A 15,459-nucleotide genomic window follows, 5' to 3' on the forward strand; every position below is an offset into this window, starting at 1 on the left:
ACCGCCATTTTAACGCCCTGGAACCTCCTTGATGGTTGATCACCTGATTGCATTTGCCACTGCCCACTATCTGCTCGTGGGTGCCTTCGTCATCTTGCTGGCGCTGCTGATCGCTCACGAATTGAGCCGTGGTGGCCGCAGCCTCAGCACCGCGGAACTGACCGCGCTGGTCAACAAGGACGAGGCCGTTGTGGTGGATATTCGCCCGGCCAAGGATTTTGCCACCGGCCACATCGTCGGTGCCCTGAACATCCCCCAGGACAAGCTGATCGCGCGCCTGCCCGAGCTGGAAAAGCACAAGGCCAAGACCATCATCCTGGTCGACGCCCAAGGCCAGCACGCCGGCACCCACGCCCGCGAAATGCTCAAGACCGGCTTCATCGCCGCCAAGCTGTCCGGTGGCATCAGCAGCTGGCGCGCCGATAACCTGCCGCTGGTGAAGTGATATGAGCCAGGTCGTCGTGTATTCCAGCGATTGGTGCCCTTACTGCATGCGGGCCAAGGCCTTGCTGGAGAAGAAGGGCGTTGCCTTCGAAGAGATCAAGGTCGATGGCAAGCCCCAGGTTCGTGCCGAAATGGCCCAGAAGGCGGGGCGCACGTCCGTGCCGCAGATCTGGATCGGCGCCAGGCACATCGGTGGTTGCGACGACCTTTTTGCCCTGGAGCGCGCCGGTAAACTCGATGCGCTGCTGCTTGTCTGACTCCCAACCCCTAAAGACCCCAAGATCAAGAAGGATCTGCGATGACTGACCAACAGAACACCGAAGCAGCAGAAGCCCAAGGCCCACAATTTTCGCTGCAGCGTATCTATGTGCGTGACCTGTCGTTTGAAGCGCCGAAAAGCCCGGCTATCTTCCGCCAGGAATGGACCCCAAGCGTTGCCCTGGACCTGAACACCCGTCAAAAGGCACTGGAAGGCGACTTCCACGAAGTTGTGCTGACCTTGTCGGTCACCGTTAAGAATGGCGAAGAAGTGGCGTTCATCGCTGAAGTGCAACAGGCCGGTATCTTCCTGATCCAGGGCCTGGACGAAGCGTCCATGAGCCACACCCTGGGTGCGTTCTGCCCGAACATCCTGTTCCCGTATGCCCGCGAAACCCTGGACAGCCTGGTCACCCGTGGTTCGTTCCCTGCGCTGATGCTGGCTCCGGTGAATTTCGATGCCCTGTATGCTCAAGAGCTGCAGCGCATGCAACAGGAAGGCACTCCGACGGTTCAGTAATCTCGAACCCGACGCAGAACCCAATGTGGGAGGGGGCTTGCTCCCGATAGCGGTGGATCAGTCAGATAGATGTTGACTGACACTCCGCCATCGGGGGCAAGCCCCCTCCCACATTTGCTATGCGTGTTACTTGAAACCGAGTTGGCGCCAGCCTTCGTAGACGGCTACGGCGACGGTGTTCGACAGGTTCAGGCTGCGGCAGCCTTCGCGCATCGGCAGGCGCAGGCGATGCCCGTCAGGCAGGGCGTCGAGTACGTCAGCCGGCAGGCCCCGGCTTTCCGGGCCGAACAGGAAGGCGTCGCCTTCGGCAAAGCTGGCATCATGGAACGGTCGCGACCCCTTGGTGGTGAACGCGAACAGCCGCGGGTGTCCCAGGCTTTCCAGGCAGCTGGCCAGGTCGGCATGGCGCTGGAGGGTGGCGTACTCGTGGTAGTCGAGCCCGGCACGGCGCAGGCGTTTGTCGTCCATGTCGAAGCCCAGGGGCTCGATCAAATGCAGGTGGCAGCCACTGTTGGCGCACAGCCTGATAACGTTGCCGGTATTCGGCGGAATTTCTGGTTGAAAAAGGATGACGTGAAACATGCACGGCTCCGAAGGCAAAGATGCGCTGCATTCTACCCCTGAAGAAGACCCAAGGCCGAAGCTAATGCCGAGGGTCATGGGCTCATTGGCGATTGTCGGCCTGATGGTGGGCCTGATGATCGGCCGCCTGACCACCCCTGACCCGGTCGAGTTGCAGCAGATAGAGACGGCGGTAGACGGTGTGGTGGTGTGGTTCAACAGCGAACCCAAGCTGCACGGCGAGCACATCGACGGCACCGTGGCGCTGTTGTTCGACGCGCAAGGCAAGGCCGCCAGTGGGCAACTCAAGGTCAACGACAAGGATGTGAACTGGCGCGTGCGCAAGACCGATGCGGGCTTGCTGCTGAACCTGGTGGCGGCTCGGCCGTTGCGCGGGGAGTGGAAGGGCGAGGAGGTCGATGACCGCTGGCGGCTGGAGATCCATCTCCAAGAGCAATAAAAGAGGGAATCCCCGGCCTGCCTGTACCAAGGTCCCCAAAACGGGCTGGAGCTATGGGCGCTGAGCCACATAAGCCCCGGGTGTAAAGAAGGGAGTTCCCGGCCTGCCTGTACCAGGGCTCCCAAAACGGGGTGAAGCCAGAGGCTTCGGTGTTAAAGAGGGAGTCCTCGGCCTGCCTGTACCGAGGTTCCCGAAAGCGGTGTGGAGCGCGACGCGGTTCGCATCAAGCACCCCGGGTGTAAAGAGGGGATTCTCGGCCTGCCTGTACCAAGGTCCCCGAAACTGGGTTGTACTGGGGTTATTGCAGGGCGCGTGCCAGAGTGGCTAAGTTGTGCCAAAAAATTTCTTCAGAAAGCGCAAAGCCCCGGAATACGGGGCTTTGGTGTTTTCAGCTTTCAGGTTTTTTTCAGCGCAGCTGAGGTTCCAGGCATTGGATCCATGCCCGATGCCGGTTCATGGTGCATTGAAGCGGTGCACGATCCTGAAGCTTTTTGAAGGTCCAAATGTGGGAGGGGGCTTGCCCCCGATGGCGGTGTATCAGGCACAGATGTTGTGACTGACCTACTGCTATCGGGAGCAAGCCCCCTCCCATATTTGGACCTCGGTAGATTAGCGATCAGGCGTCGTCGCCCTCATCGTCATCACCACCATCCACCTTCATTCCCAACTCCTTGATCTTGCGCGTCAGGGTATTGCGACCCCAACCCAGCAACACGGCGGCATCGCGACGGCGGCCAGCGGTGTGCTTGAGGGCCGTTTCGATCATGATCCGCTCGAAGGCCGGTACGGCGCTGTCCAACAGGTTCGACTGGCCGCGTGCCAGGGCCTGGTCGGCCCATTGGCGCAAGGCCTGCTCCCAGTTGGTCACGGGGGCCGAATCCTGCGGCAGGCTCAGCAGTTCAGGTGGCAGGTCGCCGATGTGCACTTCGCGGCCGGACGCCATTACGGTGATCCAGCGGCAGGTGTTCTCCAGCTGGCGCACGTTGCCGGGCCACGGCAGGTTTTTCAGGTATTCCTCGGTCTCGCTTTTCAGCAGCTTCGGCTCGACGGCCAGTTCCTGGGCGGCGCGGCTGAGGAAGTGGCGGGCGAGGGTCGGAATATCTTCGCGGCGGTCCGACATCCGTGGGATATGGATGCGGATCACGTTGAGACGGTGGAACAAGTCCTCACGGAACTTGCCTGCGTGCACCAGGGTTTCCAGGTTCTGGTGGGTCGCGGCGATGATGCGCACATCGACCTTGACCGGTGTGTGCCCGCCCACGCGGTAAAACTCGCCGTCCGCCAGTACGCGCAGCAAGCGGGTCTGGGTGTCGGCCGGCATGTCGCCGATTTCATCGAGGAACAGCGTGCCGCCGTCCGCTTGTTCGAAGCGCCCGCGACGCAGGTTGGCCGCACCGGTGAACGCGCCTTTCTCATGGCCGAACAGCTCGGACTCCATCAGATCCTTGGGAATCGCCGCCATGTTCAGTGCGATAAACGGCGAGGCCGCCCGCGGGCTGTGACGATGCAGGGCGTGCGCCACCAGCTCTTTACCGGTACCCGACTCGCCGTTGATCAGCACGGTGATGTTGGAATGGCTCAAGCGCCCGATGGCGCGAAACACTTCCTGCATCGCCGGCGCTTCACCGATGATTTCCGGGGTGCGGGTCAGGGTCGGCGGGGCTTCCTGGTTCTGCTGTTCCTGGGCGTGCTGGTTGGCGCGCTTGACCAGCGCCACGGCCTCGTCCACGTCAAATGGCTTGGGCAGGTACTCGAAGGCGCCGCCCTGATAGGACGCGACAGCGCTGTCCAGGTCGGAGTGCGCAGTCATGATAATCACCGGCAGGCGCGGGTGCTGCTCGCGAATCCGCGCCAGCAGGTCCAGGCCACTGGCGCCGGGCATGCGGATGTCGGAGATGATCACGTCGGGCTGCTGACGCGCCAGGCGGCTCATCACCCCGTCGGCGCTGTCGAAGCTCTGGGTGGTCATGCCTTCCTGTTGCAAGGCTTTCTCGAGGACCCAGCGGATAGAACGGTCGTCATCGACGATCCACACAGTTTCACTACGGCTCATGTCGATGGGGCTCCTTGTTCCAGAGGCAGAAAGATCGAGAACGTGGTGTGGCCGGGATGGCTTTCACATTCGATCAAACCCTGGTGCTGGCTGATGATGTTCTGGGTAATGGCCAGGCCCAACCCGGTACCGTCCGGGCGGCCGCTGACCATGGGAAAGAAGATGGTTTCCTGAAGTTCCGCAGGGATGCCTGGGCCGTTGTCGATGATCTCGACCTTGGTCACCAGGCGATGGCGCACGTGGCCGATGGTGAACTGGCGCAGCGCACGGGTGCGCAGGCTGATGCGGCCCAGGCGCAACTCGTTCTGGCTGCTGATGGCCTGCATGGCGTTGCGCACGATATTGAGTACCGCCTGGATCATCTGCTCGCGGTCGATCAATACGTCGGGAATGCTTGGGTCGTAGTCGCGCACCAAGGTGATGCAGCCCTGGCTTTCGGCCTCTACCAACTGACAGACGCGCTCAAGTACTTCGTGCACGTTGGTCATCGCCAGCGACGGCAGCTTGTTGGAGCCGAGCATGCGGTCCACCAGGTTACGCAGGCGGTCAGCCTCTTCGATGATGACGTTGGTGTAGTCCTTGAGATGCTCGTCCGGCAGCTCGCGGGCCAGTAACTGCGCCGCGCCGCGAATGCCGCCCAGTGGGTTCTTGATCTCATGGGCCAGGCCGCGCACCAGCATCTTGCTGGTCTCCTGCTTGGATAGCTGGGCTTCTTCCTTGGTGATGCGCAACAGGCGGTCGCGGGGGTGCACTTCGAGCAGCAGCAGGGTCGCGCCGTTGCTCAGGATCGGGGTTACGGCGTAGTCGACGGTCAGCGTCTGGCCGGTCAGTGCCGTGAGCATCGCTTCACGCTTGGTGAACGGATGTGCCTGCTCCACCGCCTGGCGTAATGAACTCAAGGCCTCGGCCGACTCGGTGAACAATTCGCTGATGAACTGCCCATGGCTGCGCTGGCCGCTGATGGCCAGGAGCATCTCCGCCGCCGGGTTCATGTACTCAAGGCGCAGGTCGTCATTGAGCAGGATGGTCGCGGTAGTCAGGTTGTCGAGTAACAAACGGTGCAGTGCATCGCTGATGGTCATCGGGACCTCTTTTGGAGCAAGGCGCGGGCTTGAGGCACGCGCTGATACAAGGAAAATGCAAAAACCAAACCAAGGCTCCGAAAAGAAGCGTTAATCCCCTGAAATAGGGGTTTAAGGCGCGAAACTGTGGCGTTCTGCCAGCTTGGTCGGGAAGTTTCGAACCAAAATGGGGTGATCCAGTGGGAAGGGTGCAGGTGGTCGCACCAATATAGTGCGGTTTTGTGAAGGTTGTTCAGGAAGTGATGAGAGATCGCTCTCGGCGGCTGTGCAAGAGCGATCTCAGTGGTGGGGCTTTATCAATGTGGCTGGGAGAGTGGCATGCCCGCGCTGCCGGCGTAAAAGACCAGCAGCTCCACCGGTGTGCTTCCGGTTCTGCCGCGATGGACTGTGCTTACCATCTCGGCCAGGGTTTGCCCTTGTGTCAGGGTGATGACTTGCCCGCCTTTACGGGCTTCAACGATCAGCTCGCCCGAGAGGATATACGCTGCGTTCGGCATGGGGTGGCTGTGCCAGGGTAACTGCGTATTCGCGGGGATCTTGAGTCGCAACAGCGTGAGTTCCGGCGGGCCGGAGGGGTAAGCCTTGTAAGGTGTTCCGTCCCATGATGCGCTGCTCTGCAGCAGGATTTCCTTGTCGATTTGCACGACGTCTTTCGGCTGGCTGCTGCAGCCTAGGACAGACAGGCAGGCCGCTGTCGCGATCAAGCATTTGAGGGCTTCCATGGTTTGGTTTCATCCCGTTCGCTGAGTGGCCGGTCAGGCTACGATCGCTGTTCGGGGAGGGATGCCGGAAGGTGCCTAAAATGCTGTGGGTGTCATCCGTTATTCGCCTGTGCGGATACACAGCTCGGCCGTGGCGCGGATCATTGCCAGTTGCCGCAGCGGGTCGTTCAGCGGCTCATGCACTGCTTCGGCCAGCCATTGAGGGCACTGCGGGTCGGTACGTTGTGGGGTGAAGTCCGCCAGTTGTTGCAGCAGGTGTTTTTGCAATTGATCCAGCTGCGGGCGAATCTGCTTCACCAGGTCCGGGCGCGGATCGTCGGGTGCCTTGCCCTGGAACTGCCAGTCGGACAGGTGGGTGTACTGCACCAGCTTGTTTGCCTCGATCTGTGCCGAGAAAAATTGCTCGGCGGCGGCGGGGGCCAGTTTGTAGCTCGGCGCCTGGGCGACAACGCTGGCGATCACCTCTTGTTCGCGCTTCTTATCTTCTACGGGTTTTTTGCTGTCCCATTTGCTCAGGGCTACCTGATCGGCGATGGCCAGGCGTTCGGCGATGCTATTGAGCAGCGGTTCAAGAGAGGGTGGTGCGGCGGATGCGCAGGCGCTGACGAAGAGTAGGGTGAATGCAATTCTATATTTCAACGCAGATCTCCTTGTGGGAGGGGGTTGTACATCGGTATATGCGTGATCTTCGGGCAAAAAAAGACCTCCCGAAGGAGGCCTTTTTAATCACGCTGCGTCAAGCAGCGCTACCGGATCAGCAGCTGTAGTACAGCTCGTATTCCAGTGGGTGTACGAAGGTGCGTACTTTGATTTCTTCTTCGCTTTTCAGCTCGATGTAGGCATCGATGAAGTCGTCGCTGAATACGCCGCCTTTGGTCAGGAACGCACGGCCCTTGTCCAGCTCTTCCAGGGCTTCTTTCAGGCTGCCGCACACTTGTGGGATCTCTTTGGCCTCTTCAGGCGGCAGGTCGTACAAGTTTTTGTCGGCGGCGTCGCCAGGGTGGATCTTGTTCTGGATACCGTCCAGGCCGGCCATGACCAGTGCAGCGAAGGCCAGGTATGGGTTGGCTGCCGGGTCCGGGAAGCGAGCTTCGATACGGCGAGCGCGTGGGCTGGACACGTAAGGAATACGGATCGAGGCGGAACGGTTGCGAGCCGAGTAGGCCAGCATTACCGGAGCTTCGAAGCCTGGGACCAGACGCTTGTAGGAGTTGGTCGACGGGTTGGTGAAGCCGTTCAGGGCCTTACCGTGCTTGATGATGCCGCCGATGAAGTACAGGGCGGTATCGGACAGGCCGGCATAACCTTCGCCAGCGAAGGTGTTCTTGCCATCTTTGGCGATGGACAGGTGAACGTGCATACCCGAACCGTTATCGCCGTACAGCGGCTTAGGCATGAAGGTAGCGGTACGGCCGTAGGCATCAGCCACGTTGTGTACGCAGTACTTCAGGGTCTGGACTTCGTCAGCCTTGGCAACCAGGGTGTTGAATTTCACACCGATTTCGTTCTGGCCGGCAGTCGCCACTTCATGGTGGTGAACTTCGATGACCAGGCCCATTTCTTCCATGGCGTTGCACATGGAGGTACGGATTTCGTGGTCGTGGTCGAACGGCGGAACGGGGAAGTAGCCGCCTTTGATGCCTGGACGGTGGCCTTTGTTGCCGCCTTCCACGTCCTGGTCGGACATCCACGAACCTTGTTCGGAGAAGATCTTGAACATGGAGCCGGAGATGTCGGACTTGAACTTGACCGAATCGAAGATGAAGAATTCTGGTTCCGGGCCTACGAATACGGTGTCACCGATACCGGTCGACTTCAGGTATTCCTCGGCACGCTTGGCGATCGCACGTGGGTCGCGGTCGTAGCCTTGCATGGTCGAAGGCTCGATCACGTCGCAGACGATGATCAGGGTTGGGTCTTCGGTGAACGGGTCGAGGACGGCAGTGCTGTCGTCCGGCATCAGGATCATGTCGGAGGCTTCGATGCCTTTCCAGCCAGCGATGGAGGAACCGTCGAACATTTTGCCTTCTTCGAAGAAAGCATCATCCAGCGCGTCGCGAGCCGGCATGGTCACGTGGTGCTGAGTGCCTTTGGTGTCCGTGAAGCGCAGATCAATCCATTTAACGTCATGATCTTTGATGAGTTGAACCGACTTCGACATAGTGTCCTCCGGGTGGCTTCGGGCTGGGGTAGTGGAGTTAGCCCTTAGAATGTGGGTGATGCCGGCGCGGATAGTCCGCCATGGCAACCTGCCTCACAAGAGAGCAAATTGCATGCCAGTGCGCCAACATGGGTTTTTTGCTCCAAAAACGCCCTATAAAAGGAACATTGCGACAAAAGCCCAAAATCAGTGCACTGCAATGTGGCGCAATGAGTTGTAAATGCACCTCTTTAGTGCGCATCAAGTGTTGTGCATATTAACTGGTTAAACCTTGAGCGATTTCCGCTATAATCCGCGCCCCCCTTTTTCGGCAGGCCCTGCGCGCGCTGTTTCCATGAAATTAATCGTTAAAGTCTTCCCCGAGATCACCATCAAGAGCCGACCGGTACGGATGCGTTTCATCCGTCAGTTGGCCAAGAACATCCGTGCCGTGCTCCGCGATCTGGACCCGGCTGTGGTGGTGAATGGTGTGTGGGACAACCTCGAGCTGGAAACCCGCCTGACCGACGCCAAAGCCTTGAAGGACATGACCGAGCGCCTGAGCTGCATGCCGGGTATCGCGCATTTCCTGCAGGTGGATGAGTACCCGCTGGGCGACTTCGACGACATCACCGAAAAATGCAAACGGCACTTCGGCGACAGCCTTGAAGGCAAGATTTTTTCGGTGCGCTGCAAGCGTGCCGGCAAGCACCCGTTCAGCTCCATGGACGTCGAGAAATACGTTGGCAGCAAGCTGCGTCGCGAGTGCGGCGCCGCCGGAATTTCCCTCAAGGCGCCGCAAATTGAAGTGCGCATGGAAATTCGCGACCAACGGTTGTTTGTGATTCATAGCCAGCACGACAGCATCGGCGGCTATCCGCTGGGCGCCCTGGAACAGACCCTGGTACTCATGTCCGGCGGTTTCGATTCCACGGTGGCGGCCTACCAGATCATGCGCCGCGGCCTGATGAGCCACTTCTGCTTCTTTAACCTGGGCGGGCGTGCACACGAATTGGGCGTGATGGAAGTTGCGCACTTTATCTGGAAGAAGTACGGCAGCTCCCAGCGCGTGTTATTTGTGAGCGTACCGTTCGAGGAAGTGCTGGGCGAAATTCTCGGTAAAGTCGATAACAGTCATATGGGCGTAGTATTGAAGCGTATGATGTTGCGCGCTGCGTCCCAAATCGCCGATCAGTTGCAGATCGACGCGCTGGTGACCGGCGAAGCGATTTCCCAGGTTTCCAGCCAGACGCTGCCGAACCTGTCGCTGATCGACTGCGTGACTGAAAAGCTGGTACTGCGCCCGCTGATCGCCAGCCACAAGCAGGACATCATCGACTTGGCAGAAGAAATCGGCACCGCCGACTTTGCCAGGCACATGCCCGAATACTGCGGGGTCATTTCGGTGAACCCCAAGACCCACGCCAAGCGCAACCGCGTGGAGTACGAAGAACAACAGTTTGACATGGCGGTTCTGGAGCGTGCGCTCCAGAACGCCAAGCTGGTCCCGATCGATCGTGTTATCGACGAGTTGGGCCAGGATGTGCAGATCGAAGAAGTTGGCGAAGCCCTGGCCGGACAAATCGTCATCGACATCCGTCACCCGGATGCCGCTGAAGATGAGCCGCTGGAAGTCGCCGGCATCGACGTACAAACGCTGCCGTTCTATGCATTGAACGCGCGTTTCAAGGAACTGGATAACAGCCGTCAGTACCTGCTGTATTGCGACAAAGGCGTGATGAGTCGCCTGCATGCCCACCATTTGCTCAGTGAGGGGCATGCCAATGTGCGCGTTTATCGACCGAGCTAAGAGCCCGGGGCTGTTTGCCTGTGGCCTGCGTCACCGGCCCCCCGACTCTGCCGTCAAGCTGTAACGGCAAGGCCTGACTCTACTGTTAATCGCTGCCACGACCTGTCAGCACACCGAATCCTCTGATCGAGATACACAAGTGATCGAAAATCTACGTAACATCGCCATCATTGCTCACGTTGACCATGGTAAAACCACCCTGGTAGACAAACTCCTGCGTCAATCCGGCACCCTGGAGCGCAACGAGCTCAACGACGAGCGCGTGATGGACTCCAACGACCAGGAAAAAGAGCGCGGTATTACCATCCTGGCAAAAAACACCGCTATCAACTGGAACGGCTACCACATCAACATCGTGGACACCCCGGGCCACGCCGACTTCGGCGGCGAAGTAGAACGCGTAATGTCGATGGTTGACTCCGTTCTGCTGCTGGTTGACGCTCAAGACGGCCCTATGCCGCAAACCCGTTTCGTGACCAAGAAGGCTTTCGAAGCCGGCCTGCGTCCGATCGTGTGCATCAACAAGGTTGACCGTCCAGGCGCACGTCCGGACTGGGTTCTGGACCAGATCTTCGACCTGTTCGACAACCTGGGCGCCACCGAAGAGCAACTTGATTTCCAAGTGATCTACGCCTCGGCCCTGAACGGTATTGCCGGTCTGGAACACACCGCCATGGCGGAAGACATGACCCCGCTGTACCAGGCGATCGTTGACCACGTTCCACCACCGAAGGTTGACCGTGACGGTCCGTTCCAGATGCAAATCTCGGCACTGGACTACAACAGCTTCCTGGGTGTTATCGGCGTTGGCCGTATCGCCCGTGGTAGCGTCAAGCCGAACACCCCGGTTGTCGCTATCGGCGCCGACGGCAAGAAGCGTAACGGTCGTATCCTGAAGCTGATGGGTCACCACGGCCTGCACCGTATCGACGTTGAAGAAGCCTTCGCCGGCGACATCGTGTGCGTCAGCGGTATGGACTCGCTGTTCATCTCCGACACCCTGTGCCAGCCGGACACTGTCGAGGCGATGAAGCCTCTGACCGTTGACGAGCCAACCGTTTCCATGACCTTCCAGGTAAACGACTCGCCTTTCTGCGGTAAAGAAGGCAAGTTCGTGACTTCCCGTAACATCAAGGAACGTCTGGACAAAGAGCTGCTGTACAACGTTGCACTGCGCGTTGAAGAAGGCGACTCGGCTGACAAGTTCAAGGTTTCCGGCCGTGGTGAGCTGCACCTCTCGGTACTGATCGAAACCATGCGTCGCGAAGGCTTCGAAATGGGCGTTGGTCGTCCTGAAGTGATCATCCGTACTGTTGACGGCGTGAAGCAGGAACCGTTCGAAAACGTCACCATCGACACCCCTGAAGAATCCCAGGGCAAGGTCATGGAAGAGATGGGCCTGCGTAAGGGCGACCTGACCAACATGGTGCCGGATGGCAAAGGCCGTGTGCGTCTGGAATACAACATCCCTGCTCGTGGTTTGATCGGTTTCCGTAACCAGTTCCTGACCCTGACCAACGGCGCTGGCATCCTGACCTCGATCTTCGATCGCTACGACACCATGAAGTCCGGCGACATGTCCGGTCGTCAGAACGGTGTTCTGGTATCGGTAGAAACCGGCAAGGCACTGACCTACTCCCTGGAAACCCTCCAGGCGCGTGGCAAGCTGTTCGTTGAACACGGTCAAGAGATCTACAACGGTCAGATCGTTGGCCTGAACAGCCGTGACAACGACATGGGCGTCAACCCAACCAAAGGCAAGAAGCTCGACAACATGCGTGCTTCGGGTAAAGACGAAACCATCGCTCTGGTTCCACCTGTTCGCTTCACCCTGGAACAGGCCCTGGAATTCATCCAGGACGACGAGCTGTGCGAAGTGACGCCTAAGTCGATCCGCCTGCGTAAGAAGATCCTGGACGAAGGCGAGCGTACCCGCGCTGCCAAGAAATCCAAGAACTGAGTTAACTCAGGCTGAATGAAAAACGCCCCCGGTCGAAAGGCCGGGGGCGTTTTTTTATGTCTGCAGGTTTGGTGGTGGCTTTACCGGCCTCATCGGGGGCAAGCCCCCTCCCATATTTGAAATGCATTCCAATGTGGGAGGGGGCTTGCCCCCGATGGGGCCCTTGAGAGCCCCACAAAACCCGGATCAGAACTTGTCGAGCGTCTTAAACTTGGTCTCGCGCACCACTTCTTTCGGCTTGTACGCGCAATACCCCGGGCGCGGCCCGATTTTCGGGTGGTTGCGGCAGGTATCCGGGCGCTTGTCATAAATAGTGCAGAAGCGCGTCTTACGATCCAGGTACAGGCAATCGTTGTTGCTCATGCGCTGCAGGGTAAAAATCTCGGATTTGTTGTTGTAGCGCTCGACGATGCCTTCCTTCTGCAACCGCTTGGCGATGTTCTTCGGCGGGTCGCCGCGCTCGAACTCATCGACGATGCCAATGCGGATCAGGTCCTTGATCTTCACCTCAACCGGCAGCGTGCAGCAGCTGGACACGCAGCCGCCGCACATGTGGGCGGAGTATTTCTGCCAAGTCTCGAGACGGTCGAGTTCCGCGGCGGCGATCAGTTGAGGCTTCATCAGGGTTCCAAAGGTGGGGCTGTATCCGGGCGCGCGATCATACCGGGATTGGTGGTTTTTTGAACAATATTTTGCGGATTTCAGCTCAAAGGCGTGCACATGGGCCGATCGGGCACGACCCCTGCATCAAATGCCTGTAAAGGTGAATGAGTTAAAAAACTGCCGAACCAGAGCGTCTACCGTCTGTCAGACCGACTAGGCTCTAGCAACTCCTTCAATCTCGCCCGAGGTCGCACCGATGTCTCAGGAACCGCTTGCACGAGAAGCAGAGGTAGCCGCATTCCGCGATGCTGTCTTGACCAAACTCACCTACGCGGTGGGCAAAGACCCGGACCATGCCTTCGACCATGACTGGTTCGAAGCCATTGCCCTGGCCGCCCGCGACCAGATGGTCGACCACTGGATGGACCATACGCGGCGTATCTACCGCAAAGGCCAGAAGCGGGTTTATTACCTCTCCCTGGAATTCCTTATCGGCCGCCTGCTCTACGACAGCCTGAGCAACCTTGGGGTGCTGGAGATCGCTCGCGAAGCGCTGTCTGAGCTCGGCGTGGACCTCGAGCGCATTCGCCTGCTGGAGCCCGATGCGGCGCTCGGCAACGGCGGCTTGGGCCGTCTGGCGGCGTGCTTTATGGAAAGCATGTCGACCTTGGGCATCGCCGGCCACGGCTATGGCATTCGTTATGAACACGGCTTGTTCCGCCAGGCGATTGTCGATGGCTGGCAGCAGGAGCAGACCGAACGCTGGCTGGATTTCGGCAACCCGTGGGAATTCGAACGGGCCGAGGTGATTTACCCGATTGGCTTTGGCGGCAGCGTCGAGACCCTGCCGGATGCCTCCGGCAAGCAGATCCAGGTGTGGACGCCCAACGAAACCGTGCGCGCGGTTGCCTACGACACCCCAGTGGTCGGTTGGCGCGGCGCCAGCGTGAATACCTTGCGCCTGTGGCGTGCCCGTGCGGTGGAAGACCTGCACCTGGAGCGCTTCAACGCCGGTGACCACCTGGGCGCCGTCGCCGAAGTGGCCCGCGCCGAGAGCATCTCTCGAGTGCTTTACCCGGCGGACAGCACCGAAGCGGGGCAGGAGCTGCGCCTGCGCCAGGAATACTTCTTCGTCGCCGCCTCCCTGCAAGACCTGTTGCGTCGCCACAAGAACATGCACGGCTCGGTCCTGAGCCTGGGCGAACACGCGGCGATCCAGCTCAACGACACCCACCCGTCGATCGCCGTGGCCGAGTTGATGCGCCAGTTGGTCGACCTGCACGACATTCCGTGGGAGGCCGCGTGGGATGTCACCGTCGAAACCCTGTCGTACACCAACCACACCCTGTTGCCCGAGGCCCTGGAAACCTGGCCGGTCGGCCTGATGGAACGCATGCTGCCCCGGCACATGCAGATCATCTACCTGATCAACGCCCAGCACATCGATGCGCTGCGAGCCAAGGGTATCCATGACTTCGACGTGCTGCGTGCCGTGTCCCTGATCGAAGAAGACAACGGCCGCCGTGTGCGCATGGGGAACCTGGCGTTCCTTGGCTCCCACAGCGTCAACGGCGTGTCCGGGCTGCACACCCAACTGATGCGCAGCACCGTGTTCTCCGAACTGCACAAGCTCTACCCGGAGCGCATCAACAACAAAACCAACGGCATTACCTTCCGCCGCTGGCTGTACCAGGCCAACCCCAAGCTCACCGATATGCTGGTGGAAGCCTTGGGCCCGGACATTCTCGACAACATGGAAACCCGCTTGGGCGAGTTGGAAACCTTCGCCGAGAAACAGGCCTTCCGCAAAGCCTTCGCCGACCAGCGCCTGCACAGTAAGCGTGCACTGGCCGAGATCATCCACGAGCGCCTGGGCATTTCGGTGAACCCGGCGGCGATGTTCGACGTGCAGGTCAAGCGTATCCACGAATACAAGCGCCAGTTGCTCAACCTGCTGCACACCGTGGCGCTGTACCAGGCGATCCGTGCCGAGCCGGGCACCGACTGGGTGCCACGGGTGAAGATCTTCGCGGGCAAGGCGGCGGCCAGTTATCACCAGGCCAAGTTGATCATCAAGCTGACCAACGACATTGCGCGCACCGTCAACAACGATCCGACCGTACGTGGCTTGCTCAAGGTGGTGTTCCTGCCCAACTACAACGTCAGCCTGGCGGAAAGCATCATCCCGGCGGCGGACTTGTCGGAGCAGATCTCCACCGCCGGCTTTGAAGCGTCGGGCACCAGTAACATGAAGTTCGGCCTCAACGGCGCGCTGACCATCGGCACCATGGACGGCGCCAACGTGGAGATGCACGAGCGTGTGGGGGCCGATCACATGTTTATCTTCGGCCTCAGCGCGCAGCAGGTCGAGGCACGTAAACAGGCCGGTGAATTCAACGCCGGGCCCGACATTGCTGCGTCCCACCGTCTGAACGATGTGCTGCAAGCGATTCGGGGTGGAGTGTTCTCGCCGGATGATCCGGGCCGCTATGTGGGCTTGATCGACGGGTTGATCGACTACGACCGCTTCCTGGTCTGCGCCGACTTCGATTCCTATTGGGACGCCCAGGCGCGGGTTGAAGCGCATTGGCATGATTCCAAGGCGTGGTGGCGTTCGGCGGTGCTCAATACCGCACGGATGGGCTGGTTCTCCTCGGACCGGACGATCCGCGAGTACGCAACCGAGATATGGAAAGCCTTGGACTAAACACTGCGATAGCAAATGTGGGAGGGGGCTTGCTCCCGATAGCAGAGTGTCAGTTTGCAGATATGTCGACTGGTACACCGCTATCGGGAGCAAGTCGAATCGTCGCACCGCCCCTCCCACATTAGGTCCGCGTCGATAT

The 15,459-nt window shown here is 59.6% G+C and carries 14 protein-coding genes; 7 read left to right on the plus strand and 7 right to left on the minus strand.

Annotation, left to right across the window (positions count from 1 at the left end; genetic code table 11):
• Window positions 1-31: 31 nt before the first annotated feature.
• Genes FIV39_RS04915 through secB form a run of 3 tightly spaced genes read left to right on the plus strand, consistent with a single transcriptional unit; the run spans window position 32 to window position 1,222 of the window.
• Entirely contained in the window at window positions 32-445 is a 414-nt protein-coding gene (locus tag FIV39_RS04915) for a rhodanese-like domain-containing protein (RefSeq protein WP_090401028.1), read from the plus strand.
• A gap of 1 nt (window position 446) precedes the next feature.
• On the plus strand, window positions 447-701 hold the full coding sequence (gene grxC, locus FIV39_RS04920; RefSeq protein WP_033896917.1) for a glutaredoxin 3: 255 nt from the start codon (window positions 447-449) through the stop codon (window positions 699-701).
• A 41-nt stretch (window positions 702-742) separates the two neighbouring features.
• Window positions 743-1,222 (plus strand): protein-export chaperone SecB, encoded by a 480-nt coding sequence (gene secB, locus FIV39_RS04925; protein ID WP_090401027.1) that lies wholly within the window; start codon window positions 743-745, stop codon window positions 1,220-1,222.
• Window positions 1,223-1,348: 126 nt separating this feature from the next.
• On the opposite strand, the gene FIV39_RS04930 is transcribed toward secB, so the two are convergent.
• The gene (locus tag FIV39_RS04930; RefSeq protein WP_046070509.1) at window positions 1,349-1,804 is read right to left on the minus strand and encodes a tRNA (cytidine(34)-2'-O)-methyltransferase; all 456 of its coding nucleotides are present in this window, start codon (window positions 1,802-1,804) and stop codon (window positions 1,349-1,351) included.
• Between FIV39_RS04930 and FIV39_RS04935 the strand changes: the two genes are divergently transcribed.
• A complete protein-coding gene (locus FIV39_RS04935) occupies window positions 1,803-2,243 on the plus strand; it encodes a hypothetical protein (protein ID WP_090401026.1) in 441 nt (146 codons plus the stop codon). The genes FIV39_RS04930 and FIV39_RS04935 overlap by 2 nt on opposite strands.
• Window positions 2,244-2,859: 616 nt before the next feature.
• Here the strand turns inward: FIV39_RS04935 and ntrC are convergent.
• The 5 genes from ntrC to glnA all read right to left on the minus strand — a co-directional run bounded on the left by ntrC (window position 2,860) and on the right by glnA (window position 8,261).
• A complete protein-coding gene (gene ntrC / locus FIV39_RS04945; protein WP_027605069.1) occupies window positions 2,860-4,296 on the minus strand; it encodes a nitrogen regulation protein NR(I) in 1,437 nt (478 codons plus the stop codon).
• Window positions 4,293-5,378: a nitrogen regulation protein NR(II) gene (glnL, locus tag FIV39_RS04950; RefSeq protein WP_024072896.1), complete on the minus strand. Its 1,086-nt coding sequence runs from the start codon at window positions 5,376-5,378 to the stop codon at window positions 4,293-4,295. Before glnL ends, ntrC begins: the two co-directional genes overlap by 4 nt.
• Before the next feature lie 296 nt (window positions 5,379-5,674).
• Window positions 5,675-6,100, minus strand: coding sequence for a cupin domain-containing protein (locus FIV39_RS04955; RefSeq protein WP_090401025.1), 426 nt, complete (start codon window positions 6,098-6,100; stop codon window positions 5,675-5,677).
• A 99-nt stretch (window positions 6,101-6,199) separates the two neighbouring features.
• On the minus strand, window positions 6,200-6,739 hold the full coding sequence (locus FIV39_RS04960; RefSeq protein WP_090401024.1) for a chorismate mutase: 540 nt from the start codon (window positions 6,737-6,739) through the stop codon (window positions 6,200-6,202).
• Window positions 6,740-6,854: 115 nt separating this feature from the next.
• Window positions 6,855-8,261 carry a glutamate--ammonia ligase gene (glnA, locus tag FIV39_RS04965; RefSeq protein ID WP_090401023.1) on the minus strand — a complete coding sequence of 469 codons (1,407 nt, stop codon included), beginning with the start codon at window positions 8,259-8,261 and terminating at the stop codon, window positions 6,855-6,857.
• A gap of 334 nt (window positions 8,262-8,595) precedes the next feature.
• Between glnA and thiI the strand changes: the two genes are divergently transcribed.
• Window positions 8,596-10,050 (plus strand): tRNA uracil 4-sulfurtransferase ThiI, encoded by a 1,455-nt coding sequence (thiI, locus tag FIV39_RS04975; protein ID WP_090401022.1) that lies wholly within the window; start codon window positions 8,596-8,598, stop codon window positions 10,048-10,050.
• A 139-nt stretch (window positions 10,051-10,189) separates the two neighbouring features.
• Window positions 10,190-12,010, plus strand: a complete 1,821-nt coding sequence (gene typA, locus FIV39_RS04980) for a translational GTPase TypA (protein WP_090401021.1) — start codon at window positions 10,190-10,192, stop codon at window positions 12,008-12,010.
• Window positions 12,011-12,196: 186 nt separating this feature from the next.
• Here typA and FIV39_RS04985 read toward each other — a convergent pair whose 3' ends face one another.
• The gene (locus FIV39_RS04985) at window positions 12,197-12,631 is read right to left on the minus strand and encodes a YkgJ family cysteine cluster protein (RefSeq protein WP_024072902.1); all 435 of its coding nucleotides are present in this window, start codon (window positions 12,629-12,631) and stop codon (window positions 12,197-12,199) included.
• A gap of 238 nt (window positions 12,632-12,869) precedes the next feature.
• Here FIV39_RS04985 and FIV39_RS04990 point away from each other — a divergent pair, with 238 nt between their 5' ends.
• Window positions 12,870-15,320 (plus strand): glycogen/starch/alpha-glucan phosphorylase, encoded by a 2,451-nt coding sequence (locus FIV39_RS04990; protein ID WP_090401020.1) that lies wholly within the window; start codon window positions 12,870-12,872, stop codon window positions 15,318-15,320.
• Window positions 15,321-15,459 lie beyond the last annotated feature (139 nt).

Source organism: Pseudomonas grimontii (assembly GCF_007858185.1).
Taxonomy (GTDB): domain Bacteria; phylum Pseudomonadota; class Gammaproteobacteria; order Pseudomonadales; family Pseudomonadaceae; genus Aquipseudomonas; species Aquipseudomonas grimontii.